Raw genomic sequence first — 25626 nt, 5'->3', positions numbered from 1 at the left:
TATACGGCTTCTAGAACAGTAGATGGAAACCTCGTGGCGCTTGGGCACCGCTCACAATTTACGACCCTTTAACGAAGAACTTACCGTGTTAGAACGCGAACTAAAGCTTTATATCCCCCGTGACGCTATGCCTGCGTTAACAGAGCACGTTGCCAAACTGAAACCCCAGCGTCAAACCCTGCATGCTATTTACTACGATACGGCTGAACGCGACTTAGCTCTTAAAAAAGCCGCTTTACGTATTCGTCTGGAAGGCGACAAATGGGTACAAACCGTAAAAATGGCCGGTCCTGACGAGCTCTCTAAAATTGAGCTGAATCACACCCTAAAAAAACCCACCCTGGATTTAAAGAAATACCGCGATCACCCATCGGCAGAGTCGTTGTTCAAGAAACTGGGCCACGCATTAAGTGCTCGTTACGAAACCATCGTTGAACGACATACCGCACTTATACACGTCGGGCAATCAACAATAGAAATCGCGCTAGACGAAGGCATTATCAAAGCAGGCCATGCGGAGCTTGCCATTCGTGAAATTGAGTTTGAGCTAGTATCAGGGAAAGTCGATGCGCTGTTCGAGGTGGGTGAAATCTGGCTTAAACAGTTCGGCCTTATTATTGAGTTGCGTAGCAAATCAGAACGCGGCGACGCTCTGGCCAGCAAGAACGCAAAAGGGGTTTTGAAGAACCACAGCAGCTCGGCGTTAGCACTTGCTCACCGAGCCTATCGCATCCAGAAACGTCCCTTTAGCGCTGCCCAATCCATGCATGCGTGTTATGCAGAATGTGCCACGACCTATCTTAGCCAAACCATTCGTAACGCTGCCTTTTTAGCCGGTATCGACGACATTCAAGCCTCAGCCACACAACAAGCCGATTATCTGACACAAATGCGAGTTGGAATGAGACGACTGCGCTCGGTACGCCGTCTATTCAGGCCTTGGATGACACCCAGTGAAAAACATCTCAGCAAAGCCTTACGACATTACTTTGCCGAATTTGGAGAAGCCAGAGACGGCGATCTGTTAGCGTTAGAGATGCTGCCAAAACTGCAAAAAGGTGGACTGGTGTTTTCTGAACCTATCCATCTACCCGCTAAGGCCGATTTTGATGCGAAGAAGGCGGCCGCCAGCCCCGACTTTCAACGATGTCTGTTACGCAGTCTAGGGCAGCTTGTAACCCAACAAAGCATTGTCGAGGATGCACCGACAAAGTCTGAACTGTACCCCACATTACACGCCTTACTAGAGGGACAACTAGACAACATACAAAAAGCAAGTGCTGACTTTAAAGCCTTAAGTCAGCGGCGCCAGCATCGACTTAGAAACTGGATAAAAAGCTTACGCTATTGTCTGGAGTTTTTAGGGACATCATCCCATACGCCATTAACGGCGCAGTTACGCGAAGCCCAACAGGTGCTAGGCAAAATGACGGATCTGGATGTAACGATTGCGTGGGCCCAAGCGGCCATCGAAGACCCTGAGCAACGGGGTTACGCTCTGGGATGGCTGAATGCTCGACGTGATTTACGAGCAAAACAAGCGGCTCTTACGCTACAACCCATTATCAACATGCCATACCCGCCTTATGCTCGGCATAAAGCGAGACCTGTCAAAACCATTGAGGCCTAGGTGTTACTCGCCGACTAACGCCGAGGCAAACTCAGAAGCGACGAAAGGTTGTAGGTCTTGCATGCCCTCGCCTACCCCAATCCAGTACACAGGCACGGGCCTTACGCCCTGTGCGCCTGCAGCAACCGCTGCTAACGTGCCCCCTTTCGCTGTACCATCAAGCTTGGTAACAACCAGACCCGTTAACCCTATGGCCGCATCAAACGCTTTAATTTGTGACAAGGCATTCTGCCCTGTATTGCCATCCACCACTAGCAATACCTCGTGGGGTGCTTGACCATCGGCCTTAGCGGTAACCCGTTTAATTTTCTTAAGCTCTTCCATCAAATTAAGCTGCGTTGGCAAACGACCTGCGGTATCAACCATCACCACATTCATGCCACGAGCCTTACCCGCATTAACGGCATCAAAAGCAACAGCCGCCGGATCACCCCCGTCTTGAGCAATCACGGCAACGTTGTTACGTGATCCCCACTCGACCAACTGCTCGCGCGCTGCAGCGCGGAAAGTGTCCCCAGCGGCCAACAGCACCGATGCCCCCTGCGCTTGAAAGGCATTCGCCAATTTACCTATCGAGGTGGTTTTACCGGCACCATTGACGCCTGCGATCATAACCACTAAGGGTGAGGCCTGCTTAAGATCAAATGTTTTCTCTAAGGGGCGAAGGTGATCGGCCAGTATTTCTTTTAACGCCTGCTTTACTTGTGCACCGTCAGACAACCTTTCTTTGCGTACCCGCGTGCGCAGCGTCGTCAAGAGCTTTTCCGTTGCTTCCACACCGGCGTCTGACATGATTAACGCCATTTCGAGTTCATCGAACAACGCCTCATCGACGTTAACGCCAACAAAAATGCCACCAATCGTTTGCCCTGTACGAGAAAGCCCTTTGCGTAAACGGCTTAACCATGACTTTTTAGGCGGCGGCACGCTTTCTTCTTGCTTCACCTCGCTGGGTTCTTCTGTGGGAACAACGTGTTGATCGGAAACCGGCTCGTCCGCGACAACATTCGCGTCGTTTGTTTCTTGAACGAAAGGCGCCATCGGCTCTGCTGAAGCCACAACGGGAGAAGAAGGCTCATCAAGCGGACGCGCCATTTCACGAAACATCGAATTATCGGTGTTCAGGCTTTCCACCTGTGCTAACTCGCTACGATCAATAGCAACATCTGAGAGTGCAGCAGCGTCTTGCTCTACACTAGAGGCCTCAGCTAGACCGAGGTCAGCTACAACCTCAGCTTCGCTGACTGTCTGTTCAGCTTGAACTAACGCCTCGGCGTCTAATTGAGTCTGATCGACAACGGTTTCTTTAGAGCCTTTCTTTCTTTTAAAAAATCTGAACATACAATTTAGATATAGCCAAAATTTGGTTGGTTCATACTCTCGCCATTCGAAGCGCGCATGAAAAAACACACAATCCGTATTGTAGGCGGTGATTACCGCCGTACACCCATTATTGTCACCGATGTTGAGGGCCTTAGGCCCACACCTGATCGCGTGCGAGAAACATTATTTAACTGGTTGCGCCACCTGTGGCAAAACAACTTTGCCGATAAACACGTCCTGGATCTATTTTCGGGCGCAGGAGCCTTAGGTTTTGAAGCCGCCTCACATGGTGTAGCCTCTGTGCAAATGGTAGAGCTCAACAAACAAGCCGTTAGCGCCTTACGCTCGTTACGCAACAAGCTGGGCGCGGAGCAGGTTCGAATTCATGCTGGCGATGCCCTACACGTACTCGAACGAACCGAAAGTCGTTACGACTTGGTGTTTATCGACCCCCCCTTTGGCAAAAGCTGGTTGGATAAAGTGTGGCCAATTTTACCCATGGTACTTGCACCCGACGCCTTAATCTATGTAGAGTCTGAAGTGCAGGTCGAACCGCCCCCCAACTTCGTTTTAGAGCGCGAGCAACGCGCAGGTCAGGTATATTTCCATTTATTCAGATTTGCCGCAAGACACGAAACAGTCAATAATGCCTGATTTCGCTGCTAAACACAGCCATAAACTTTTTTCTCGTCTGCTACCTTGTCTTATTAGCACGGAACCAAAATGATAACTGCCGTATACCCTGGTACATTTGACCCCCTTACTCGCGGGCACGAAGATTTAGTGCGTCGTGCTGCCAATTTATTTGACCGCGTGGTGGTGGGCGTGGCGCACAGCCAAGCAAAAAAACCATTTTTCACGATAGAAGAGCGTGTCGATATCGCCAACGAAGTGCTTGGGCACTATCCTAATGTCGAAGTGCGAAGCTTTGGTGGCTTACTTAAAGACTTCGCCCGCGAGCAAAACGCCCGAGTCATCGTGCGTGGTCTACGCGCGGTTTCTGACTTTGAGTACGAGTTTCAAATGGCCGGCATGAACCGCCATTTACTACCCGAAGTGGAAACTCTGTTTATGACACCATCCGATCAATACCAATTTATATCAGGCACGATTGTTCGTGAAATTGCTATATTGGGCGGCGATGTCAGTAAGTTTGTCTTTCCTTCGGTTGAGCGCTGGCTTCTTAACAAAAGTAAAGCGCTTAGAGCACAACAAGAGCTCGACGCCCAAGGTTAATCGCAGTATGGCTTCAGTTAAGTATTACACTGTAGCCATGATTATCTTTTTATTTTACGGTAGACAACATGGCTCTACATATCACTGAAGAGTGCATTAACTGCGACGTATGCGAGCCACAATGCCCAAACACTGCTATTTATATGGGCGCAGAGATCTACGAAATTGACCCCTCACTTTGCACCGAGTGCGTTGGTCACTTCGACGAACCTCAATGTGTGGTCTTTTGTCCCGTCGAGTGCATCGAAGTGCACCCTGAGCACCCTGAAGATCAAGCGACTCTGCTCGCTAAATACCATCAGCTAACGGCCACTAAAGCGTGATTCTTATCGGGCAACGATGCCTAATAAGTCCCGAATGGCCTCGCCCAAACTTCGATCTCTGATATCAGCATTACTGGTCGTTATCGCCTCAACCGACTCGTCACCCAACAGCTGTTCCGTGGTTGAGCGACGTGCTGAAAGCTTGTCTAACAGGCCATTTTCAATAGCTTCTTTGATCGTGGGACTATTAATTTGCTCCCACTTCACCTGATGCTCAGGTGCAGCTAGTAACCCACCCACATGAATGGGCACGGTGACACCAATTAGCTCTGCGATTGAAGGGTCACGCGTTATCGCGTTCACTTTTTGCAAACGTGTCTGCAAGCTAAGATCGACCTGCTGATCACGTAAATTAATAGTCGCTGGGGCTGCCGTACTAATGCGTAACGTAGGCGTTGACGCCACCAAGGTCTTAAAGGTTAATTGCCCTTCATCGATCACAGACTGCAGACTTAATGCTGCAAAATCAGTGGATTTTTGTAGATCAAAGTCGAGATCCAGCGGGGGAAGCTGAGGGCTGAACGCATTGTCAGCTACGTGCAAGATATTGCGCAGTGCCTGCTCTAGGTCCAAACCATAAATCTGACCGTCCGTTGCGTCTAAATTAAAACTTCCTGTTAGTCCACTTAACCACGCAGCAGGCGTGTAGCCGCTGGTTTCCAGCCTGAGTGAAATGTCACTTTTACCGCTGGCACGCATTTGCCCAAAACTGTCTTGCAATAACGGCCCTAAATCGATGCCGTAACCCGTCGCCGATGCACGCATCGTATTATCGGGAAGCAAACGCAAGGACCCATTAATCTGGCCCTGATAGAAGCGTGGGCTTTGAAGTTTAAGCTGCAAATCGCCCTGATCTAAACGCATATCCGTAGTCATGTCTTCCAGACGTAGATTGCCAAGATACACATTTTCAAGCTTAGCCTTCGCGCTAATATCAATCGCACGTAACGGCGAAAAATCAATCCATGGCACAGCGACAGGCCCGATCAGCTCGGGCGGTGGCGTATCGCTTTGTGCCTGCGTTTGACGTGTGCGTAGTTCGTGCGAGGGCAACCAACTTGTTAGATCCACATCGTTGGCAGTCACTCCCACCGCTAAGCTTGGGCGCTGTCGATACTGGTAGGTGCCCGATACATTAAGCTTGCCTTGACCGCTAGCCGCTTCGATGGCGGTGTCCCATTTGCGTTGACGTAACAACCAGGTTGCCTCACCACTAATGTCGGCTTGAGCGGGACTACGAGGTAGACCTTCATCCGTAAGGCTGAGCACCCCGGCGAGTTGAGACCATTGCAACTGGTGGCGCGCTCGGTCCCAGTGCATGGGGCTATCAAGTTTCAACTGCCATGCTTGATTTGGCCGTTTAACCACGCCATCCACCGTAAACGACTCCGCGTGTAAATCAGAAATTGACCCATGCAGATCACTTACCTGTAGGTTTAAACCGATGACGTTTTCTTGACCTAGTTTCACGCTGCCCACGATCGGTTCTGCTTCAGCCGACGAAGGGGTAAGACTAATTTGGGGCACATCGACAGCAAGCTCTAAAGGCTCACCTTCGACTTGCCCCGAACCACGAATGGCCAGTTGCTGGAAATCCAAAGTGTCTTGGTCTCTGCCATAATTCAACTGAGGAGTCGTCACGGAAAACTGCAACCCGGTAACGGGGGTTTCGCCTTTAAGTTCGCCTTGGCTTTGCAACTCTAGCGTACGTGCTTGCAGCAACCGCGTTGCAGGTTCGTAGGCTACATTTCCTCGAAGTTGCAACGAACTAGCCCTGTAATCAGCAATGTCGCCCACAAGCTGAGCATTAATTCGTTGTGCCGAATAGTTATTCTGATAAGGATCCAGCTTAACTAACGCTTGACCTTCAAACTGCGCATCGATAATGGGATAGTCGCCTTGTAAATCACCGGAAAATGCGACGTCAAACGCCTGCCCAAAGGTCATCCGGCCTGTATTGACCTCTACATCCACAATACGAGCAATGGTGGCATTGCTCTTATCGTAATAATGGATTTGCCCCTCTTTAAACTCAAGGCCGGCAATATCGATCTGAAAATCTGTGTTATGGGCATCAGGCGTGACCGCCGCCTTCAACGCCGCCCCCGCTGAGGATGCCGCTTGATCCACTACCTCTAAGGCCGTAGTGGGTTCGGCGCGTGCAGACGCTAAGGGACTAAACCGCTGAAGTGTGCTGGCTGTTTGACTAGGAGCTGGGCTAAGCGTCGAGCGGTGCAACAAATCGGTAAAGTTAAAACTTCCGTCTTCTTCGCGCACAATCCACGCTTTAAAACCCCGTAATGCCACATGATCCACAACAAAACGATTCGACATCAAAGGCCAAATTGCCACAGCGAATCGCGCACTTTCTATTGATGCAAAAGGATCTTCAGATAAACGGTCAGAGAGCGATGCCGAGGTGACGGCCAACCCAATACGGGGAAATAAAGAAAGCTCGATATCACCCTCAATCGTTAACGTGCGTTGATAGCGTTCGTAAACGATTTCTTCCAATTTGTTTTTGTATGCATTGGGATCAAAGGTTAGCAAGAAAATTGCAGCGCCTACCAACGCTACGATAAACACTACCACTAGGCTAAATAGCCCACGTTTAAACCATACTTTCATCGGGCCCTCAGAAGCAAAGAGGGAGCGCAGCGACATTCGCCACGCCCGCAATGCTGAATCCTACATCAACTCGTTGTACCATGCGATAGTCAACGTCAAAACACGCATCTACGTAAAACCAAATATAATGTCATAGCCTAAAGAGCACACCATATAACAAAAACGAATAACAAATAAAATTATTATCCATCTATAGTTATTGCTTAGGTACACGCATTTAACGTCGCCATTCTGTAATCATTAAACCGAGACATATATGAAATTAGAAACATTGGCCATTCATGCTGGCTATTCCCCAGACCCTACCACCAAAGCCGTAGCCGTACCCATCTACCAAACGACGGCGTATGCGTTTGATAACACGCAACACGGTGCTGATTTATTCGATCTCAAAGTACCGGGGAATATCTACACGCGTATTATGAACCCCACCAATGCCGTGCTCGAAGAGCGTGTCGCAGCGTTAGAAGGTGGGATTGGCGCCTTAGCGGTAGCCTCTGGCATGGCTGCCATTACCTATGCTATACAAACCATCGCACAAGCAGGCGACAACATTGTTTCGGTTAGTAAGCTTTATGGCGGTACCTATAACCTATTTGCTCACACCTTTCCTCGTCAAGGCATCAACGTTAAATTTGCTCCGCATGATGACATCAGCAAGCTAGAAGCGTTAATTGACGAAAACACCCGTGCCGTGTTTTGCGAGACGATTGGAAACCCCGGCGGAAACCTGATTGATATTCAGGCCTTAGCAGATGCCGCTCACCGCCATGGCGTACCACTTATTGTGGACAATACCGTCGCCTCGCCCGCCCTGTGCCGACCCATCGAGCACGGTGCTGACATTGTGGTGCACTCACTCACTAAATATCTAGGTGGTCACGGCACCACCATCGGCGGTGCCGTCGTCGACTCCGGTAAATTCCCATGGGCTCAGCACAAAGAACGGTTCTCCATCCTTAATGAGCCTGATCCGTCTTACCATGGCGTGGTATATACCGAAGCCTTTGGTGAAGCGGCCTTCATTGGCCGATGCCGTGTTGTGCCCCTGCGTAATACGGGTGCAGCGCTATCGCCCTTTAATGCCTTTCTTATCTTGCAAGGCATCGAAACTCTCGCCTTACGTATGGAGCGCCATACTGAGAACGCGTTGAAGGTAGCCGAATATTTGAAAGCGCATGATCACGTTAGCTGGGTACAGTATGCCGGCCTTAGTGATCACCCCGAACATGAATTGGCACAACGCTACATGGGCGGCAAACCCGCTGCTATTTTGACCTTCGGCATTAAAGGAGGTCGGGACAATGGTGCTAAGTTCATCGACGCACTACAACTGATTACGCGCCTCGTTAATATTGGTGACTCTAAATCCTTAGCATGCCACCCTGCCACCACAACGCATCGCCAGCTAAACGATGAAGAGCTTGAAGCAGCAGGCGTCACCTTAGACATGGTTCGACTGTCTATCGGCATTGAACACATTGATGACATCTTGGCTGATTTAGAGCAAGCATTAGCAGCCAGTCAGTAACACGTGAATAATTTAGACGTATAAGACATTTACGTTCTTAATAGCGGGCTTTTGGGCAAAAGACCAAAAGCCCGCTTTTTTGTGTCGCTCTCGCTCTGCCCGGCGCTTGTTTCATTTTTATGAACGTCCTCATCGGCCGACCACGACAGCTCATTAGTCATGTAAATGTACTTTAAGCAATGGTATGCTTAAGTCATTTCGCAACAACTCAACACAAATACCCACTTTTCGTTTCAGGCCCTTTATGTCTAGTGCTTCCAGCCCTAACTCGACTCTCGAGCACGATCCTTATCACTTGTCATCTCGCTACGAAATCAACCGTATTTTTCGACGAATCTTAGAAGATGGCATTTTAGTGCGCATGCAAGCCAAGGGCTCACCCGCAGCGGTGGTTACCACCTTGTTAGCAATGGATGTAAACGCCAACCGTCTTATTATCGACACCGCATCGCATGAGCACATCAATGACGCCTTACTTCGCAGCGGTGCAGCAAACTTCGAAACGGTGATAGACCAAATTAAGGTGCAATTTAGCGTGGATGACATTCAGCCCTGTACCTTTGAGACAAAGCCAGCGTTGCATATCCCCATTCCTAGCGCCATACGCCGTATACAGCGGCGTGAGTTTTTCAGGGTGCGCACGCCGGTAAATAACCCGGCCACCTGCACTGTAAACGCAGGCGGACTCGCTCAAGCCTTTGACGTGTACGACATTAGCGCAGGTGGGATTTCTTTACTCGACACGGACCTGAGCACCGATTTTCAAATGGGCGCCGTGCTAGATCATTGCTCTTTGCTTTTACCGCCCACAACCACCTTAACGGTTGCACTACAAGTCATGCGCATTCAAGCCCATCAACTTGCTAGTGGGCGAGAAGTCCGCAGACTAGGTTGTGCGTTTATACACCTATCAGGTAGCGAGCAAACGCACATACAGCAATACAGTACTCAGCTTGAACGCTTACTTATCGCTCGAGATCGCGGTTTAAGCTAAGCTTGTGCGACGCTACTTCCGCCGCCATAACCAATACAGTAGCAACAAGCTACCCGTTAAAGTAGCCAGAATCCCCAACAGGGTAAACAATGGCAAACCGAACAAACGGGGCCCTATACTCGATAAGTGCGGAGCCAAACCCAGCGCAAAAGCGGCGGTCACGATGGCAATACCCACGCGTGTCGCTGCGCGTTCTAGCGACTGTCCAAGATCTCGCATGTGGCGTACTTCTAAATCCACCCCCACACGCCCATGCCGGATACGATGCATCAACAAACGCAAATAGCCCGGCATATCCGATGCCAAGTCGTATAGCTCAGCACTCAAGATGCGGGTTTTACGGCGTAGCATGTGAGGCGAATATTGTTCAGTTAATTGCGCCTTCACTAAAGGTTGCGCCACACTGACAATATCTAAACGGTGATCCACCCGAGAAAGCACACCATCGGCCGTAATCAATGCTTTAAGTAATAGACTTAAATCCGCCGGAAGCGCAATGTGCAGCTCGCGAGCCAAGGTCATAAAGTCGCTTAGCGCCTCATTAATCTTTAACGGCGCTACACGATGCCTACCCAGAAAACGCTCTGTAGCAGCGCTTAACGCGATCGGGTCGCTATCGTAATCACTGGACCAATTTAATAACATCCCCGCCACGCTATCCGCCCGCCCATCGACCAAAGCTTTGAACAATAGTAAAAGCTCGAGTTTGCGCCGTTCTGAAACACGGCCGACCATACCGAAGTCAATAAAGCCGACTCGGTTTTCACTCATGGCCAAAATATTTCCGGGATGGGGGTCTGCGTGAAAAACGCCATCTTGCAGAACCATTTGCAACATGGCCTTAGCGCCATGCTCGGCGATAAGATGCGGATTTAAACCCTGTGCACGCAATTGTTCAGCACTAATAGGGGTATGCCCCTGCATGAACTCTTGCACCAGCAATCGCTCGTTACTCCATTCCCAATAAATTTTGGGAATCGCTACCGTTGGGTCTGCCTCAAAATTTCGGGCGATTTCATCGCAATAATGGCCTTCACGCGCGAAATCAAGCTCGTCCCGCATAACAGAACCGAGGTAACTGACAATTTCAAGGGGCTTATAACGTTTCCAAGCCTCGCTGGACTGTTGCAACAGTCGCGCAATGTAATTCAGTATACGCAGGTCAGCTTCAATGATCGGGCGCAGACTAGGACGACGCGCTTTCAGTACAACGTATTCTCCGCTGTGCAGTGTCGCCCGATAGACTTGGGCCATGGATGCCGCAGCAATCGGTGTTTCATCAAACTTAGCAAATACCGTATGAGGGTCGGCATTAAGGTCTTCCGTAATACGCTCGCGCATCACCTCCCACGACACCGGCTCGACGGTGCTGTGTAGCTTTTCAAGCTCGCTCGTCCATTCAGGCCCGAGAAGGTCATGACGAGTCGCTAAAATTTGACCTAGCTTAACGTAAGTGGGGCCTAAGGCCTCAATCGCTTTGCGTAGACGTTCGGGCTGAGACAGCTCGATGTGACGAATATCGATACGTCGTTGACTTTGTGGCAGCAGCTTACGTAGGTTTAACTGGTCAACGATGCCATCTAAACCATACCGAATCAGGATAGACGCCACACCAACCAAACGCATACGGTCGCGCGCCGCAACGATTGCTGTCTCTAGCATGAGAAATCCTTGGGGTGATAATTACCCCAAGCATAACGCACCACGCTTACCCTTTGAGCATCCGTTGCGCGTTGATTACGTCCAAAGGACAATCAATCGAAATGGGTTTCAATGATCTGACCAAATGCTTCTTCAGCACTTTTCCCCTGCTGCATTAACTCACTGACTTGCTCAGAGTACTGCTGAATGCCTTCGGGCAATGTTGAGCGGTTGGCTTTAAAATAATTGTATTTTTCAACCTCAAGTTCGTCAGGAACAGGACGAGCCACTGCACGACTGCGCGTACTTTTCCCTGTGCTACTGCGGGTAGCCCGTTTTGCCGCTGGTGGTGTAACCAGCGCCTGCTTGACCGCTTCCAGCGTAAACTCGGCTGAAAGCGCGTCGCTAACGTCTCCATTTTCATTCAAGGACATCAGTAAATTCTTACTGTCGAACGCCATTTTAAAACCACGGGCGTTGATCACTTGATAGTTTGGACGTTTAGCGTGTCCAGGAAACTCAAATTGCACACGATCTCCGTAAGATTCCATGCGCTCGATCACTTCTGTTAAAAACTCAGGGGCGAGTGATAGCAGCTCGCCATTCCAACGTGCACTGCGTCTGGTAGCCAAAATATATGCTTCCCTAGTCGTAACTGATGGACGATAACGTCCAAAAAAATCCAGAAAAGCATTGTACCCCTTCACCGTTACACTGTAATACACCTGATTTTGTAAAAATCCTGTCTCCCCAAAAAAATGTTGTGTGGGTACGCCAACGACGAGCGAATACTTTGCACGACGCTTGGTATATACTTTAAAACGTGCCGCGTTAACGGGGCACTTCATTTTTACGTTTTCAGGGCGGGGCGTAACTCCCCACCGGCGGTAATGGCCTACGTGCTTCAGCCCGCGAGCGCCTACAGTCAGTTAGGGTCAGCAGATTTGGTGTGAATCCAAAGCCGACGGTTATAGTCCGGATGAAAGAAAACGCACATGCCTTGGCTTCGGCCTCAGGCCGCTGCTGTACGCCCTGATTCTGGACTTATTATTGAGCTTTCCATGAATCAGAATCAACCCTCTACCTACCCTCATGCCTCGCAGTTACGCTATGCCTTTGTTCATGCTCAATGGCACGAAAACATTGTCTTAAATGCGTATCATGGCTTTTTACGCGAAGCCGAAAAACTGGGTATCGACGCCTCACAAATTGATGTGTTCCCCGTTGCTGGCGCTTACGAAATCCCATTGCACTGCAAAAAATTAGCCCAAACTGAAGGCTACGCTGGTATCGTAGCATGTGCTTTGGTGGTTGATGGCGGTATCTATCGTCACGATTTTGTTGCTTCTACCGTTGTTGACGCATTAATGCGAGTACAGCTCGACACCGAAACACCGATGTTTTCAGTAATGCTGACTCCTCACCATTTTCACGAGGCCGGTCCACATTACGATTTTTTCGCCGAACATTTTGTTCAAAAAGGGGCCGAAGCTGCTAACGCTTGCTTCAGCACAGCAGAAAGCTTAGCTAAAATTAATACGCTATCCGCTGCTTAACGTACTTTTATTTCTGGCACTCTACTTCCAATGAGTGCCATTCAACGCTTTGACCGATGACTAACGACACCGCATCAACTGAAACCTTAGCGAGTCCCGAGAACATCAACTTGCGGGACCATGACCTTAGGCTAAGACTTGATCTTTCATGCCATCACAACCCCATGAAGGACGGCGCTCCTTTTTATCAATTCAGTATGCAATGTGGGGACGAGGTCGTAGGCGTCATTCATCTGCGCATTGGCGAGCACCCTACCCTTATTAATCACCTGGGCCATATCGGCTATGAGGTATTTCCAAATTTCAGAGGTCGTTCTTACGCACAACGCGCGACCCATCTTTTATTGCCTTTGGCCAAGTTAAATGGCATGAAAGACCTTTGGATCACCTGTAATCCAGAAAACTTAGCTTCCCGACGAACCTGTGAAAAGCTGGGCGCTCTTTACGTCAATACCGTTGCCGTACCCGAAGATAGTCCAATGTATGCAGCGGGTGATCGCTTAAAACGCCGCTACCATGTACGCTTAGCGTAAACGAGCCTAACGCCTACCCTTTCTTCCAACCATTGAACGGATAAACCGTTACATTGGCATCTCGCGGCAGCTTATTTCTTCACCCTACTTTACACAAACTGAATGCCCACGTTTATTCGCCCAGCTTCGTTCCCAAGGCACATATCCATACTGATACTGCTCGTAGTGGGTACTTGTTTTGCCAGTGCCCACATTGCTGCGCGAATCTCGTTTGATCACAACACAGGCTTGCTGACTGCCGTACTTTTTCGCTCTGCAGTCACCGTACTGGTACTCACGACCGTTGTGGTAATACGTCGTCAAACCATTTCCCTCGCCCGCGGCCACATAGGTTGGCAACTTTTGCTAGGTTTATTAATCGCCTGTCAAAGCATCAGTATTTACTCGGCTGTCTCCCGTATCCCTGTCGGCATTGCACTATTGGTTGTCAATACCTTTCCCGTCTGGCTCGCACTGATTACGTGGGGCTTGGGGGGTCGCCGCCCCGCTCTTCGAGTCAGTCTCATTATGGGGGGAATTATTGTAGGGCTGCTATTGGCTTTGGATATCCCCGCGCGCATTGCTGAGCCAAGTGGTGAGCTTCTGCATTGGCTAATCGGAATCGGTTTTTCCCTGTTAGCATCGCTTTCTTTTGCCGTTGCATTATGGGTCATTGAACACAAACTGCCCACAGTCAATGGCACAGTACGTAGTCTCTATACGATGATCGTGGTATTCATCTGCGCGATGGCCGCCGGAGAGCTGGGGATGATTGCTAACGGGCTTGCCTGGCCTGACTCGTTCGTGGGGTGGTTTTCTTTAGCCATTTTAAGTTCGTTGTACGCTGGCGCATTTACTTTCTTGTTTATTTTTGCACCGCGCCTTGATATGGCACAAAACGCACCAGCGATGAACATTGAACCCATTGCCTCATTAAGTTTAGGCTGGTTGATACTAGGCCAAGCGTTGAGCCCGATTCAAATTCTGGGTGGGGCCACCGTGATCGCAGGCATCATTGTTCTAGCCTACACCAAACAAAATTAGTCTTGCGCCGCCAACGTGCTCCAAAGAGGCGGCTGCTTATTGATTTTTTCCAAGCTATCCAAATAAGCTTGATGCTCGTTAAGCTCGTGCTCGTTTGCGCGAATAACTGCCAATTGGCCTGCATCAAAGCGCGTTAACTGTGCCGCCGCATTTTCTACATTAACGTCATCGTCACTGCTTAACATCATCAGGCTTTCTTGCCCGCGTGTCATGGCTAGCCAAACGTCTGCCAATAGCTCGGAGTCAAGCAACGCGCCGTGTAACGTACGATGCGCGTTAGAAATGCCGTAGCGATCACAAAGCGCATCTAAGTTGTTGCGCTTACCAGGATGCAATTCTCGCGCCAACACCAACGAATCAGTGACCTTCGCGCAATACTGACTAAAGCTATCTAAACCACACCGTTTAAGCTCGGCATCCATAAAGCGCAGATCAAAAGGGGCGTTATGAATGATGACTTCTGCACCGTCGATAAATTCGACCACCTGTGAGGCCACTTCTTCAAAACGCGGATGATTAGCTAAAAAATCGGTGGTTAAGCCGTGTACAGCCAGCGCTTCGGGATCACTATCACGATCTGGATTGACGTACAGATGCAGGTGTCGCCCTGTCAGGCTACGGTTGATCATTTCCACGCCGGCTAGCTCGACCAGACGATGCCCTTCGGCAGGGTCCAAGCCCGTGGTTTCCGTATCAAATATAATTTGGCGCATAATTACTTAAAGTCAGAGCACATAAACAGCGAAGTCTTATTTTACGCTATTCACGTAATCGAGCCCGCGCGGCAATAAAGGTGTAGGCAACGGGCACCACAAACAACGTTAACACAGTGCCGAAGGTTAACCCCCCAACCAACACCCAACCAATTTGATGTCGACTTTCCGCACCCGCGCCCGTCGCATAAGCAAGCGGCAGTACGCCAAGCACCATCGCGCCAGTGGTCATTAATATGGGGCGTAAACGCATTTCAGATGCCTTCACTACCGCACTATACAGCCCCACCCTTTGAGAGCGCAGTTGGGTAGCAAACTCGACAATCAGAATACCGTGTTTGGTGATCAGCCCCACCAACGTGATCAAACCAATCTGGCTGTATATCGATAGTGTCCCCCCACTTAACCAAAGTGCCAAGAGGGCCCCGGTCATAGAGAGCGGCACCGACAGCATAATGATCAAGGGGTTACGCCAACTTTCAAATTGGGCCGCTAGCACTAAGTAAATGAAAATAAGGGACATCACAAAAATAAAGTACATGCTGCCCGAAGAGTCTCTGAACTCTCGCGACTGCCCATCAAGATCAAGCTGCACCGAGGTCGGCAAGGTTTGTTGTGCCACGCTATCCATATGCGTCAGCACCTCGCCTAAGGCGTATCCGGGGGCGACCGATGCTTGTACGATCACGGCACGTAAACGGTTAAAGTGATTTAACGACTGCGGAGACACGGTTTCTTCAACACTTAAAAAACCGGATAGCGGCACCATCTCGCCCGACTCAGCACGCACATAGATATTGAGAATATCATCGGGGCGAGAACGATCTTCTTTTTCAATTTGAACGATGACATCGTATTGCTCACCGTCCGTTTCGAATCGGGTCACTTGGCGTCCGCCAATTAAGCTTTCAAGTGTTCGCCCTACCGTGTCCACATTCACACCACTGTCCGCCAGCTTTTCACGATCCAGAAGCACTCGTAACTCGGGGGTGTTCAACCGTAAATCGGTATCGATATTCTGCAAACCGGGATAATCAGCCAACGCATCCGTGAAACGCTTCACAATACTCGCAAGCTCTGGATACGGAGCTTGGCTCATAATCACGTACTCAACTGGCTTAGAGGTAGCCCGTTGCCCCAAAGAAGGTGGATTTGTTGGGAAAGCACGCACACCCGGCAGCGCGCTAAATTTGGGTTGTAATTCGCGTGCGATGTCTTGTTGGGCTCGTGTGCGCTCGTCCCAGGGAGCCAGTCGCAAAATCGCAAACGAATCTGTCACGGTGGGGAAGCCAATAATTGACTGCACGCCCTGCATCTCGGGAATGGTGCTGTACATTTCCTCGATTTTTTCTACGCTATTCAAGGTGTATGCTAAGGTCGCTCCTTCAGGCGCACTGACCACGCCGAAAATCACCCCCCTATCTTCTGTGGGCGCCAACTCACTTTCCATGGCGTTAAATAACACCACGCTAAACGCAGCAACGACTACACCCAACAACGCCACCCAACCTCGATGCCGTAATGATCGAATCAAACCTCGACGATATCGTATGGTTAGGCGCTGTAGAAAATTTTCAATGGCCTGAGATAGACGTCCGGGTTGCCGAGTTTCTGCTCTTAATAAACGAGAACACATCATCGGCGTCAACGTTAAGGCGACAAAGCCCGATACCGCCACGGCACCCGCTAGCGTTAAGGCAAACTCAATGAACAGCCTACCCGTTCGACCAGTAGCAAACGCCAAGGGAGCAAAAACCGCCACCAACGTAAGCGTCATGGCAATCACAGCGCCAGCAATTTCTTTGATCCCTAGGAAGGATGCCTCTAGGCTGTTCATGCCATTTTCGATATGACGATAAACGTTCTCTAGCACCACAATGGCATCATCCACGACCAAACCAATGGCCAGCACCATCGCCAGTAAGGTCAATGTATTAATAGAGAAGCCAAAAGCGTACATCAACGCTAGCCCCCCAATTAATGAAACTGGGATGGTCACGATGGGGATTAAGCTTGCCCTGACGTTGCGCAGGAAGAAAACAATAACAAGCATCACCAACACGATGGCTTCAGCAATGGTGATATAGACGGACTTAATGGATTCTTGAATAAAGACCGAACTGTCGTAGGTGATCACCAACTGCATGTTTCCAGGCAAGTTGCGATTAATCTCTTCAACCTCGTCTCGCACGGCTAGGGACAAGTCCAAGGGGTTGGCCGTGGATTGCTTGGTTACACCGACTGATAAACTGTTATTACCATTAAAACGAGCCAATACTCGCTCTTCGAGCGCCGCCACACGCACGTCCGCCATGTCGCCCAAACGGACAGGAAATCCGTTAACCCGCGACACAATAATGGCATTGAACTCTTCAACCGTTTGTAAGTCGGTGGACGACACCACAGAAAACTCGCGCTCACGCGATTCAATACGTCCAGCAGGGATCAAAACGTTTTGGCGCCGTAGCGCGTCTTCAATGTCTTGCACCGTTAAGGAATAGCCCGCCATCCGAGTACGATCGACGAAAATGCGCATCGAAGGAAGACGCTCGCCGAACACACGTACCTCGGCGGCACCGGGCAGCACCGAAAGACGCGTTTTTACATAACGATTAATGTAGTCAGACGCTTGAATCGGGTCGTAATCCCCCAAATTCACCCCAATATAAATAATGGGGGTAGAGTCCGCCTCGACTTTATTAATAATAGGCTCATCGACTTCATCGGGTAGAAAGCGTCGGGCTCTGGACACCTTATCGCGCACATCCGCGGCAGCCGCCTCGGGAGAGCGGCTAAGGTGAAATTTGATGTTGATGTAGCTACGTTCGAACCGACTACGCGAGGTCATCACATCAACCCCCTCGATACCGGCCAACTGATCTTCTAGGGGCTTGGTGACCTGAGACTCGATCACTTCGGGTGAAGCCCCTGTATACGTGGTAGACACTGACACCACGGGCTCATCAATGGCGGGATATTCTCTTACGGTTAAACGGTCGTAAGAGATCAATCCAATCAGTACGATTAATAAGGAAAGAACCGTGGCAAATACAGGCCGGCGTATACAAACATCAGAAAGCAACATAAGCGTCTTTGAAGAATAAAGCCGTAGCCCTAGTGATTAACCACATTTACGGCCGTGCCTTCAGCCACCTTTTGCGTCCCTAGCACGACTATCTGCTCGCCTTGCTCAACTCCTACCACTTCGACCCAGCCGTCTCGCCGTAGTCCGACTGAAACCTCTACTCGCTGGACCACATTATTAACCACTTTGAACACATACTGTGCACTACCTGAGGGCGTGATGGCAGACTCTGGAACCATAACGACATCATCCGCCCCTAGCTCAAGCGTCACGCGTGCAAACAAGCCCGGACGTAAATTCAAACTCGAATTTGGCACCTGCGCACGCAACAATAGCGAACGCCCTGTGGCATCAACAACGGGGCTGATCGCGCCAACTTCGCCCCGATACGTTTGCCCTGGAAAGGCGTCCAAGCGAACATCAATCGGTAAACCCACTGAAATTTCGGCTAGATACTGTTCGGGAATACGAAAATCAACATCAAGTGGATCCACCGCTTCAATCGCAACCAGCTCGGCCCCTGGACTGAGGTAATCGCCCACGGAAATGTTTTTGAGTCCCACCACCCCATCAAACGGTGCCCGTATGCTTGTTTTATCCAATTGTGCTTGGGCTAATGCCACACTGGCTTGAGCGACTTGTAACTGGCTAGCGGTTTCATCGCGCGCTTGCGAACTAATAAACCCCTGTTGGCTGAGTTCTTGAGAGCGTCGAAACTGACTGTTGGCTAAACTTAATTTGGCTTTAGCCTCTTGAAGCTGGGCCGCCACCACACTGTCATCCAAGCGAATTAAGAGCTGCCCTTTCTGTACAGGCAAGCCTTGGTTGAAATCGATATGCGTAATCCGACCATTGGTTTCTGCACGCAATAATACGGAGTCTCGCGCTCGCAACGACCCTACGGCGTTAATCTGCCGCGCTAAGGGACGTAACTCGGCAGCAATGGCTTCCACATCGACGCGGTCCGTCGCAATGTCATCCAGCTGCGTTGCGGGTGAGTCTGGTAATGCCTCTTGGTCCGGTGTTAAGCGAGGACTCAGCTCGGTGCTCTGCTCTTGCTGCGGATCAAGTGCCTGTCGCACTAGGCCATTCGCGCCACCAAAAAACAGCACCGCACTTGCCACCACAGCAATGGCTACGACCCACATCCACCTGCGTTTATTCATTCAGTTCTCTTTACTTAGTAATACGCTGTCCACGCCCAAGTTGGCGAGCTCGTCAGCACGCTCGTTTCCCGGATCGCCTGCATGACCCCTAACCCATTTCCACGTGAGTTGATGCTGAAGGGCGAGCGCATCAAGCTCTTGCCAAAGATCGGCATTTTTAACCGGCTTTTTACTGGCCGTACGCCAGTTCCGCAACTTCCAATTGTCGAGCCACTCGGTCATGCCTTTTTGCACGTATTGCGAATCAGTATGAACCGTAACCAAACATGGCCTTTTTAACACCTTTAAGGCTTGAATAACGGCTAAAAGTTCCATCCGATTATTCGTTGTGTTGGTTTCTCCCCCATAAATTTCTTTTGTATGCGTTCCGTGCTTTAACAGCGCCCCCCATCCACCCATACCGGGGTTTCCCTTGCAAGCCCCGTCCGACCAAATTTCTACCTGACTACTCATGCGTTTTATATACCTCTGCATCACGTCTCGCGGCGGGCACCGCCCCTCGCGCGACACGTTGCTTACTTTTAGACCAATTCAATCCCACCAAGGTGATGGAGTTTACGCGTTTAACGGCTGATACAGCATAAACGGCTCCACTTAATGGCCAACCTCGTTGCGCCATCACATCCAAAAAGGCCCACCGACGCAACCACTTTCGGCTTGTGCAATGCGGCGCAAAACACCCTTGAGTGGTTTGTTCAATATCGAAAGACAACAACGATAACCAATCACAGACTCGATGCTGAGACAAATGATGTGACGGTAACACTGGCATGAGTTGCTCAAGTCCTGGTATGCGATCACGCATCCCCCACAAACTGAATGGACTGAACCCCGTAATCACAAGCTGCCCCTCAGGTACTAATACGCGATTCGCTTCTCGTAAGACTTGGTGCGGGTCGGTTGAACACTCAAGTACGTGCGGTAAAACGATAAGGTCCACACTTTCTGTATCAAACGGTAATGCTTCGGGCTTACACAACAACAGCCCTTTACGGTTAATATCATTGTCGAGCGCGCCATACGTACACACTTTGTGAGGGATGCGGTTAGCCCTAAGTAAGTCCCAATGCGGTAGACCAAGTTGTATGGCATGATAGCCAAATGTATTAGCCACCATAGTGTTAACCTGCTTGTGCTCCCAAGCACGCGCATAGCGACCCGACGTGGTGTGAAACCACTGCGCAACGGCGGCAATCATGGTCTGATCCACTGATAACTTACCTCCCTTTCTATGAAGAACGTACTCAGCTCTGCCGGATATTCACAACTGCGTCTTTCCCCATTGCCCGCTTTTAACGATAACTACATCTGGTTACTCGAAAAAGACGACAAGGCTGTCGTGGTTGACCCCGGAGAAGCGACGCCCGTTTTGCGTTATCTTAAACAACAATCATTAAGCTTAGACGCAATTTTAATTACACACCATCATGGTGATCACGTGGGTGGTGTGCTTGAACTGTTAAAAGCCTACCCGGACGCGACCGTCTATGGTCCAGCCAGTGAACATATTCCCGGCCTTGATGTGCCCTTGAAGCAAGACGATATTGTTCACATTGATGCCTTATCCCTTCGCTTTTCCGTTTTAGATATTCCAGGGCATACCGCCGGTCATATCGCTTATTTTTCAAATGACAACGCTGAAGAGCCCATTTTATTCTGCGGCGATACCTTATTTTCTTCAGGATGTGGACGTTTATTCGAAGGCACCCCTGCACAAATGGCCTCGTCTCTGGGTAAACTATCGGCTTTGCCTGCTACGACTCTTGTATGCTGTGCTCACGAATACACGCTATCGAACTTGGAATGGGCGCTTGAGGTCGAACCTTCAAACGTGGCCATCCAAGCGCGTTGGAATCAGGCTAAGGCCCAACGTCAAGACGGGCTACCCACTGTTCCGACCACGATAAAAACCGAACGGGACGTTAATCCGTTTATTCGTACCCACCACCCTGAGGTCGTCGATGCCGCGCAGGCCTATGCGGGTAAAGCGTTGACTTCGCCGGTCAATGTATTCGCCTGTTTACGCGAATGGAAAAACAACTTTTAATCGCCATGAACGTCTTACGCCTTCTTATTTTATGCATAGCCGTTGCTCTCGCAGGCTGTGCCACCCAAACCCAAACCGCGAAAAAAGACACTGGGCCGCTTGTCGCCGCTGACACCTCTCGCACTATCGATCTCACCCATCCACCACGTGATGTCTGGGATCGAATCCGTCGCGGTTATGCCATTCCAAATTTACGCACGGATCTGGTCGAGCACTGGACAAACTATTACGCGTCTCACCCCGAATCCGTACAGCGCATGAGCCAGCGGGCAAGCCATTACCTTTACCACATCGTGAATGAGTTGGAAGAACGTGGCTTGCCCACCGAGCTCGCTTTATTGCCTTTCGTGGAAAGCGCCTATAACCCTAAGGCTTATTCGAAATCACACGCTTCCGGTTTATGGCAATTCATTCCCAGCACGGGCCGCTACTACGATCTGCAACAAGACTGGTGGCACGATCAGCGCCGTGACCCTATCGCCTCTACCGATGCGGCATTACGATACCTGAACTACTTATACGAGTTCCAAGGCGACTGGTACCTGGCACTGGCCTCGTATAACTGGGGAGAAGGATCGGTGCGCCGAGCGATCGAACGCAATGCGAAGAAAAACTTATCGGGCGATTACCTATCATTAAGCATGCCCGATGAAACGCGCAATTACGTGCCGAAACTGCAAGCGTTCAAAAATATTATTACTGACCCCGAGCGTTACGGCATTACCTTACCTGCGGTTCAAAACGAACCCTACTTCGCCACAATACAGCGCAGCACCGATATTGAGCTTGAACTGGCAGCTCAATTGGCTGAAATGTCACTTGACGATTTCACCCACTTGAATCCATCGTACAACCGCGCAGTTATCCCTGCCCATCAGTCTCAATTACTATTACCTAAAGACAAGGTCGACATCTTTAACAGTAATCTCGCTGCTTACACCGGTAATTTAAGCAATTGGCGTGTGTATCAGCCCAAGCGCGGCGAAAGCATCTCGGCGATTGCTAAACGCCACGGAATCAGTATTACTGAGTTACGTAGTCTCAATGGTCTAAGCGCTAAACAAACCATCGCACAGGCACAGAACTTATTGGTTCCTATCGACCTTAACGCTGCGCAGCCCGCCAGCAATGACCCTATCGGTATTCAACTGGCCTCATTGGACACAGGCGCTGCTGTCAGCGCCTCGAAAAGCACTCACCGCCCTCAAGGCGATGTTACCGTGATGCGCCGTCAACCCAACGTGTTAACCCATCGCGTGGCGAAAGGCGACACCTTATTTGGGCTGGCACGCAAGTACAATACCACGGTCACTGAGCTTAAAAAGCTCAATAACTTGAACGGCAGCACCTTAAAACTTGGTTATCGCTTGCGAGTACCAGGCACCGATATACGCGGATAATTTTTATTATCCCTTAAAGAAAAAAAAGGATTTATCAGCATGGGTTTTCTAGAAGGCAAACGCATCCTTATCACCGGAGTGATTTCCAATCGCTCTATCGCTTATGGCATTGCTAAGGCCTGTCGCGAGCAAGGAGCAGACATTGCGCTATCCTATGTAGGGGAACGTTTCAAAGAACGTGTGGAAGGCTATGCAGCCGATCTAGGAAGCAATATTGTTTTACCTTTGGATGTTTCCGAAGATGAGCAAATTGCTGAAGCTGTGAGCGAACTTGGTAGTCACTGGGATAGTTTAGACGGCTTAGTGCATTCGATCGGCTTCGCCCCCCGTGAAGCCATCGCTGGCGATTTTTTAGATGGTTTATCTCGCGAAGCCTTCCGTGTCGCGCATGATATTTCAGCCTACAGCTTTCCCGCATTGGTCAAAGCCGCTCTTCCCATGCTCGAAGGACGTAAAAGCTCAGTGCTAACACTGACCTACCTTGGCGCAGAAAAGGCCATTCCACACTACAACACAATGGGGCTAGCCAAGGCTTCACTGGAAGCCAGCGTGCGTTACTTAGCGGCGTCGCTTGGGCCCCGCGGTATACGTGCTAATGCCATTTCGGCAGGCCCAATCAAGACCTTAGCAGCCAGCGGCATTAAAGATTTTTCATCGATTCTTAAATTTGTAGAGACCTACTCGCCGTTGCGTCGCAATGTCACCATTGAAGACGTAGGGAATGTAGCTGCCTTTATGCTATCGGATCTTGCCGCTGGAGTGACTGGCGAGATTACCCACGTAGACGGTGGTTTTTCCTGCGTTGCCCCAGGCATGCAAGAATAATTCGCATAAACCGCAGCTAAACCATTAAGGTTTGGCTGCGTATACCTTGCTTAAAGCTGGGGTGGTGGAAAAATAATTTTTGCCTGTTGTGGTTCCCACGGCTCGTATTTTTCCATGACTCGCAAAAACCGTGCTGACGCAACAAATTCGTTAAACCAACCAATTAAATTGGGCCAAAGTTGCTCGTTAAACCAGTCGAGATCCGTATGTGCGTACTGACGCACGAAAGGCGCAATAGCGATGTCAGCCAACGATAATTGCACACCGAACAAATAGCGATCTTGGGCCAAACGTTGTTCTAGTTGCTGCAACCATTTCGCCCCTTCATCACGGTGAATTGCTGCATAGTCATCCGCACCGCCGGCTTCGCTATGTTCTGCATGCCGTTGTGGATACTTATAGCGATCTAAAGCTTGCTTAAACAAGCCATCATTTTCTGCAATAAGCGCTAGCATCTGCGCCAAGTCACCTTTTTGTGGTGTTAGCAGCGATTCTGGATCGGATTGAGAAAGCGCCCATTGCATAATGTCGATACTTTCATCCACCACCTGTGTCCCTGTAACCAGCACAGGCACCGTTCCCTTTGGGGAAGCCTCTAATAACGCTTCGGGCTTATTGCGCAAAACCACCTCGCGAAGCGCACACTGCAGCTCGCTTGAGGCCACTGCCAAGCGTGCTCGCATGGCGTAGGGACAGCGTCTAAATGAATACAATATAGGTAGACCCACAGTCCAAGTCCTCTTGATAACGATTACTCTTACTATTTATATGTACCACACACACCGACACTCTGTGTATGAGTATAAGAGTCGATAACGCTTAATCGTTGTCCTTGATGGATTGGGCTCGTTCTTGCGCTTGTCTGGATAACTCGGCCTGCTCTTCTAGCCATGCACGCTTTTGAGCCTTAAGCTCGTTCATGGGCGCCCCGATGTGTCGTAGGTTTCGTTCTTGCGCTAAACGAGTTTGCTTTTGACGTTCGCGCAAACGCTCAAGCTTGTCATCGCTAAATGTGCCGATGCAATGCGCACAACTGACTCCCTCTTCAAACTGCGGCATATCACGCTCTGCAGCCGTCAAGGGCATACGACAAGCCCGGCAAAACTCATAATCGCCTTGTTTTAATCCGTGCCCTACGGCGACACGCTCGTCAAACACAAAGCAATCACCCTGCCATAGGCTATCTTCCTCAGCCACGTCTTCTAAGTATTTAAGAATGCCGCCTTGTAAGTGGTAGACCTCGTCAAAACCTTGCGAACGCATATAAGCAGTGGATTTTTCGCATCGAATACCACCGGTACAAAACATAGCGACTTTAGGCTTTCCGGCTAAAACACCCCCCGGCTGACTTTGTTCAGCCACCCACTTCGGAAACTCAGAAAAGCTGTCTGTTTTTGGGTTAATGGCATTTTTAAAGGTGCCCACCCCGACCTCGTAATCGTTTCGCGTATCGACAACCACAACGTTCGGGTCTTGAATTAAACGGTTCCAGTCTTCAGGTCGTACGTATTCGCCCACCATTTCAGCCGTTTTGAGATCCGGTACGCCCAACGTCACAATTTCTTTTTTTAGTTTGATTTTTAGACGATAAAAAGGCATAACGGTTGCCCAAGCTTCTTTATGAACTAAAGCATGTAATCGTGGGTCAGAACGTAAGTAGCTCAATACCTCACGCACACCCGCTTCGGGGCCAGCAATTGTGCCATTAATGCCCTCCCGAGCCAGCAGTAACGTGCCGATCACCTGATGCTTTGCACAAAACTCTTCAAGAGGATCGCGCAGCGCAGCGTAATCTTCTAACTCAACAAAATGGTAAAGGGCGGCAACTAAGTATTTGGCCATATCAACAAAAGCACACAGGCAATAAAAAGCAATTAAGCAATGTTTTCAACAAAAGACTCGTAACGATCGTTATAAAAAGAAGGTTAACGACCGATCAAGGACACGTTAAGATAATAACGCTTTAAAGCCA

The 25626-nt window shown here is 49.9% G+C and carries 23 protein-coding genes and 1 riboswitch; of the genes, 12 read left to right on the top strand and 11 right to left on the bottom strand.

All coding sequences use genetic code 11. The features are described 5' to 3' along the window. Positions 1-22: 22 nt before the first annotated feature. Positions 23-1630 (top strand): CYTH and CHAD domain-containing protein, encoded by a 1608-nt coding sequence (locus AC2UZI_RS12595; RefSeq protein ID WP_486944225.1) that lies wholly within the window; start codon positions 23-25, stop codon positions 1628-1630. Positions 1631-1633: 3 nt separating this feature from the next. Here AC2UZI_RS12595 and ftsY read toward each other — a convergent pair whose 3' ends face one another. Further along, the gene (gene ftsY / locus AC2UZI_RS12590; RefSeq protein ID WP_486944224.1) at positions 1634-2971 is read right to left on the bottom strand and encodes a signal recognition particle-docking protein FtsY; all 1338 of its coding nucleotides are present in this window, start codon (positions 2969-2971) and stop codon (positions 1634-1636) included. Positions 2972-3028: 57 nt separating this feature from the next. Here ftsY and rsmD point away from each other — a divergent pair, with 57 nt between their 5' ends. The 3 genes from rsmD (at position 3029) to AC2UZI_RS12575 (ending at position 4512) form a co-directional block, all read left to right on the top strand. Continuing rightward, positions 3029-3607: a 16S rRNA (guanine(966)-N(2))-methyltransferase RsmD gene (rsmD, locus tag AC2UZI_RS12585; RefSeq protein WP_486944223.1), complete on the top strand. Its 579-nt coding sequence runs from the start codon at positions 3029-3031 to the stop codon at positions 3605-3607. A gap of 69 nt (positions 3608-3676) precedes the next feature. Then, positions 3677-4189, top strand: coding sequence for a pantetheine-phosphate adenylyltransferase (coaD, locus tag AC2UZI_RS12580; RefSeq protein WP_486944222.1), 513 nt, complete (start codon positions 3677-3679; stop codon positions 4187-4189). 68 nt (positions 4190-4257) lie between these two features. Then, positions 4258-4512 carry a YfhL family 4Fe-4S dicluster ferredoxin gene (locus tag AC2UZI_RS12575; RefSeq protein WP_486944221.1) on the top strand — a complete coding sequence of 85 codons (255 nt, stop codon included), beginning with the start codon at positions 4258-4260 and terminating at the stop codon, positions 4510-4512. 3 nt (positions 4513-4515) lie between these two features. On the opposite strand, the gene AC2UZI_RS12570 is transcribed toward AC2UZI_RS12575, so the two are convergent. Further along, on the bottom strand, positions 4516-7176 hold the full coding sequence (locus tag AC2UZI_RS12570; protein WP_486944220.1) for an AsmA family protein: 2661 nt from the start codon (positions 7174-7176) through the stop codon (positions 4516-4518). 220 nt (positions 7177-7396) lie between these two features. On the opposite strand from AC2UZI_RS12570, the gene AC2UZI_RS12565 reads away from it, so the two are divergent. Beyond that, the gene (locus tag AC2UZI_RS12565) at positions 7397-8671 is read left to right on the top strand and encodes a bifunctional O-acetylhomoserine aminocarboxypropyltransferase/cysteine synthase (RefSeq protein ID WP_486944219.1); all 1275 of its coding nucleotides are present in this window, start codon (positions 7397-7399) and stop codon (positions 8669-8671) included. Positions 8672-8915: 244 nt separating this feature from the next. Continuing rightward, positions 8916-9665, top strand: coding sequence for a flagellar brake protein (locus tag AC2UZI_RS12560; protein WP_486944218.1), 750 nt, complete (start codon positions 8916-8918; stop codon positions 9663-9665). Positions 9666-9677: 12 nt separating this feature from the next. Here the strand turns inward: AC2UZI_RS12560 and AC2UZI_RS12555 are convergent, their stop codons facing one another. Next, positions 9678-11327, bottom strand: a complete 1650-nt coding sequence (locus tag AC2UZI_RS12555; RefSeq protein WP_486944217.1) for an ABC1 kinase family protein — start codon at positions 11325-11327, stop codon at positions 9678-9680. Positions 11328-11419: 92 nt separating this feature from the next. Continuing rightward, a complete protein-coding gene (locus AC2UZI_RS12550) occupies positions 11420-11938 on the bottom strand; it encodes a hypothetical protein (RefSeq protein WP_486944216.1) in 519 nt (172 codons plus the stop codon). Positions 11939-12156: 218 nt separating this feature from the next. Then, positions 12157-12301, top strand: a riboswitch (FMN riboswitch). Here AC2UZI_RS12550 and AC2UZI_RS12545 point away from each other — a divergent pair. The 3 genes from AC2UZI_RS12545 (at position 12302) to AC2UZI_RS12535 (ending at position 14418) form a co-directional block, all read left to right on the top strand. Beyond that, positions 12302-12862: a 6,7-dimethyl-8-ribityllumazine synthase gene (locus AC2UZI_RS12545; RefSeq protein ID WP_486944215.1), complete on the top strand. Its 561-nt coding sequence runs from the start codon at positions 12302-12304 to the stop codon at positions 12860-12862. It abuts the riboswitch before it with no gap. Positions 12863-12918: 56 nt separating this feature from the next. Continuing rightward, positions 12919-13395: a GNAT family N-acetyltransferase gene (locus AC2UZI_RS12540; protein WP_486944214.1), complete on the top strand. Its 477-nt coding sequence runs from the start codon at positions 12919-12921 to the stop codon at positions 13393-13395. Between the two features lie 102 nt (positions 13396-13497). Continuing rightward, complete coding sequence (locus tag AC2UZI_RS12535; RefSeq protein ID WP_486944213.1) at positions 13498-14418, top strand: EamA family transporter; 921 nt, start codon at positions 13498-13500, stop codon at positions 14416-14418. On the opposite strand, the gene dnaQ is transcribed toward AC2UZI_RS12535, so the two are convergent. The 5 genes from dnaQ to AC2UZI_RS12510 are packed head-to-tail and all read right to left on the bottom strand — an operon-like array spanning position 14415 to position 20580. Continuing rightward, positions 14415-15131 (bottom strand): DNA polymerase III subunit epsilon, encoded by a 717-nt coding sequence (dnaQ, locus tag AC2UZI_RS12530; RefSeq protein WP_486944212.1) that lies wholly within the window; start codon positions 15129-15131, stop codon positions 14415-14417. The two genes, AC2UZI_RS12535 and dnaQ, sit on opposite strands and share 4 nt — an antisense overlap. A 46-nt stretch (positions 15132-15177) precedes the next feature. Then, the gene (locus AC2UZI_RS12525; protein WP_486944211.1) at positions 15178-18216 is read right to left on the bottom strand and encodes an efflux RND transporter permease subunit; all 3039 of its coding nucleotides are present in this window, start codon (positions 18214-18216) and stop codon (positions 15178-15180) included. Positions 18217-18245: 29 nt separating this feature from the next. Then, on the bottom strand, positions 18246-19382 hold the full coding sequence (locus AC2UZI_RS12520; protein ID WP_486944210.1) for an efflux RND transporter periplasmic adaptor subunit: 1137 nt from the start codon (positions 19380-19382) through the stop codon (positions 18246-18248). After that, a complete protein-coding gene (gene rnhA, locus AC2UZI_RS12515) occupies positions 19383-19835 on the bottom strand; it encodes a ribonuclease HI (RefSeq protein ID WP_486944209.1) in 453 nt (150 codons plus the stop codon). Continuing rightward, the gene (locus AC2UZI_RS12510; RefSeq protein ID WP_486944208.1) at positions 19828-20580 is read right to left on the bottom strand and encodes a class I SAM-dependent methyltransferase; all 753 of its coding nucleotides are present in this window, start codon (positions 20578-20580) and stop codon (positions 19828-19830) included. Before AC2UZI_RS12510 ends, rnhA begins: the two co-directional genes overlap by 8 nt. Positions 20581-20613: 33 nt before the next feature. Here AC2UZI_RS12510 and gloB point away from each other — a divergent pair, with 33 nt between their 5' ends. From gloB to fabI, 3 genes are read left to right on the top strand one after another with little or no spacing between them, the layout of a single operon-like run. Next, positions 20614-21429, top strand: coding sequence for a hydroxyacylglutathione hydrolase (gene gloB, locus AC2UZI_RS12505; RefSeq protein ID WP_486944207.1), 816 nt, complete (start codon positions 20614-20616; stop codon positions 21427-21429). 5 nt (positions 21430-21434) lie between these two features. Continuing rightward, positions 21435-22829, top strand: a complete 1395-nt coding sequence (locus AC2UZI_RS12500) for a transglycosylase SLT domain-containing protein (RefSeq protein WP_486944275.1) — start codon at positions 21435-21437, stop codon at positions 22827-22829. 39 nt (positions 22830-22868) lie between these two features. Then, a complete protein-coding gene (gene fabI / locus AC2UZI_RS12495) occupies positions 22869-23654 on the top strand; it encodes an enoyl-ACP reductase FabI (protein WP_486944206.1) in 786 nt (261 codons plus the stop codon). Between the two features lie 50 nt (positions 23655-23704). On the opposite strand, the gene AC2UZI_RS12490 is transcribed toward fabI, so the two are convergent. Then, positions 23705-24382, bottom strand: a complete 678-nt coding sequence (locus AC2UZI_RS12490) for a glutathione S-transferase (protein ID WP_486944205.1) — start codon at positions 24380-24382, stop codon at positions 23705-23707. Positions 24383-24473: 91 nt separating this feature from the next. Beyond that, positions 24474-25496, bottom strand: coding sequence for an oxygen-dependent tRNA uridine(34) hydroxylase TrhO (gene trhO, locus AC2UZI_RS12485; RefSeq protein ID WP_486944204.1), 1023 nt, complete (start codon positions 25494-25496; stop codon positions 24474-24476). Positions 25497-25626 lie beyond the last annotated feature (130 nt).

Source organism: Paenalcaligenes sp. DL 463 (assembly GCF_057475185.1).
This window is presented reverse-complemented; position numbering and strand designations above follow the sequence as displayed.

What these genes read in the sequence shown, in the direction of transcription:
- ftsY (WP_486944224.1), bottom strand. Translation starts at nt 2,971, where the DNA reads ATGTTCAGATTTTTTAAAAGAAAGAAAGGCTCTAAAGAAACCGTTGTC.
- coaD (WP_486944222.1), top strand. Translation starts at nt 3,677, where the DNA reads ATGATAACTGCCGTATACCCTGGTACATTTGACCCCCTTACTCGCGGG.
- dnaQ (WP_486944212.1), bottom strand. Translation starts at nt 15,131, where the DNA reads ATGCGCCAAATTATATTTGATACGGAAACCACGGGCTTGGACCCTGCC.
- rsmD (WP_486944223.1), top strand. Translation starts at nt 3,029, where the DNA reads ATGAAAAAACACACAATCCGTATTGTAGGCGGTGATTACCGCCGTACA.
- AC2UZI_RS12565 (WP_486944219.1), top strand. Translation starts at nt 7,397, where the DNA reads ATGAAATTAGAAACATTGGCCATTCATGCTGGCTATTCCCCAGACCCT.
- AC2UZI_RS12560 (WP_486944218.1), top strand. Translation starts at nt 8,916, where the DNA reads ATGTCTAGTGCTTCCAGCCCTAACTCGACTCTCGAGCACGATCCTTAT.
- AC2UZI_RS12555 (WP_486944217.1), bottom strand. Translation starts at nt 11,327, where the DNA reads ATGCTAGAGACAGCAATCGTTGCGGCGCGCGACCGTATGCGTTTGGTT.
- AC2UZI_RS12520 (WP_486944210.1), bottom strand. Translation starts at nt 19,382, where the DNA reads ATGAATAAACGCAGGTGGATGTGGGTCGTAGCCATTGCTGTGGTGGCA.
- AC2UZI_RS12545 (WP_486944215.1), top strand. Translation starts at nt 12,302, where the DNA reads ATGCCTTGGCTTCGGCCTCAGGCCGCTGCTGTACGCCCTGATTCTGGA.
- AC2UZI_RS12595 (WP_486944225.1), top strand. Translation starts at nt 23, where the DNA reads ATGGAAACCTCGTGGCGCTTGGGCACCGCTCACAATTTACGACCCTTT.
- AC2UZI_RS12535 (WP_486944213.1), top strand. Translation starts at nt 13,498, where the DNA reads ATGCCCACGTTTATTCGCCCAGCTTCGTTCCCAAGGCACATATCCATA.
- AC2UZI_RS12570 (WP_486944220.1), bottom strand. Translation starts at nt 7,176, where the DNA reads ATGTCGCTGCGCTCCCTCTTTGCTTCTGAGGGCCCGATGAAAGTATGG.
- gloB (WP_486944207.1), top strand. Translation starts at nt 20,614, where the DNA reads ATGAAGAACGTACTCAGCTCTGCCGGATATTCACAACTGCGTCTTTCC.
- fabI (WP_486944206.1), top strand. Translation starts at nt 22,869, where the DNA reads ATGGGTTTTCTAGAAGGCAAACGCATCCTTATCACCGGAGTGATTTCC.
- AC2UZI_RS12510 (WP_486944208.1), bottom strand. Translation starts at nt 20,580, where the DNA reads ATGATTGCCGCCGTTGCGCAGTGGTTTCACACCACGTCGGGTCGCTAT.
- AC2UZI_RS12540 (WP_486944214.1), top strand. Translation starts at nt 12,919, where the DNA reads ATGACTAACGACACCGCATCAACTGAAACCTTAGCGAGTCCCGAGAAC.
- rnhA (WP_486944209.1), bottom strand. Translation starts at nt 19,835, where the DNA reads ATGAGTAGTCAGGTAGAAATTTGGTCGGACGGGGCTTGCAAGGGAAAC.
- AC2UZI_RS12500 (WP_486944275.1), top strand. Translation starts at nt 21,435, where the DNA reads ATGAACGTCTTACGCCTTCTTATTTTATGCATAGCCGTTGCTCTCGCA.
- AC2UZI_RS12575 (WP_486944221.1), top strand. Translation starts at nt 4,258, where the DNA reads ATGGCTCTACATATCACTGAAGAGTGCATTAACTGCGACGTATGCGAG.
- trhO (WP_486944204.1), bottom strand. Translation starts at nt 25,496, where the DNA reads ATGGCCAAATACTTAGTTGCCGCCCTTTACCATTTTGTTGAGTTAGAA.
- AC2UZI_RS12525 (WP_486944211.1), bottom strand. Translation starts at nt 18,216, where the DNA reads ATGTTGCTTTCTGATGTTTGTATACGCCGGCCTGTATTTGCCACGGTT.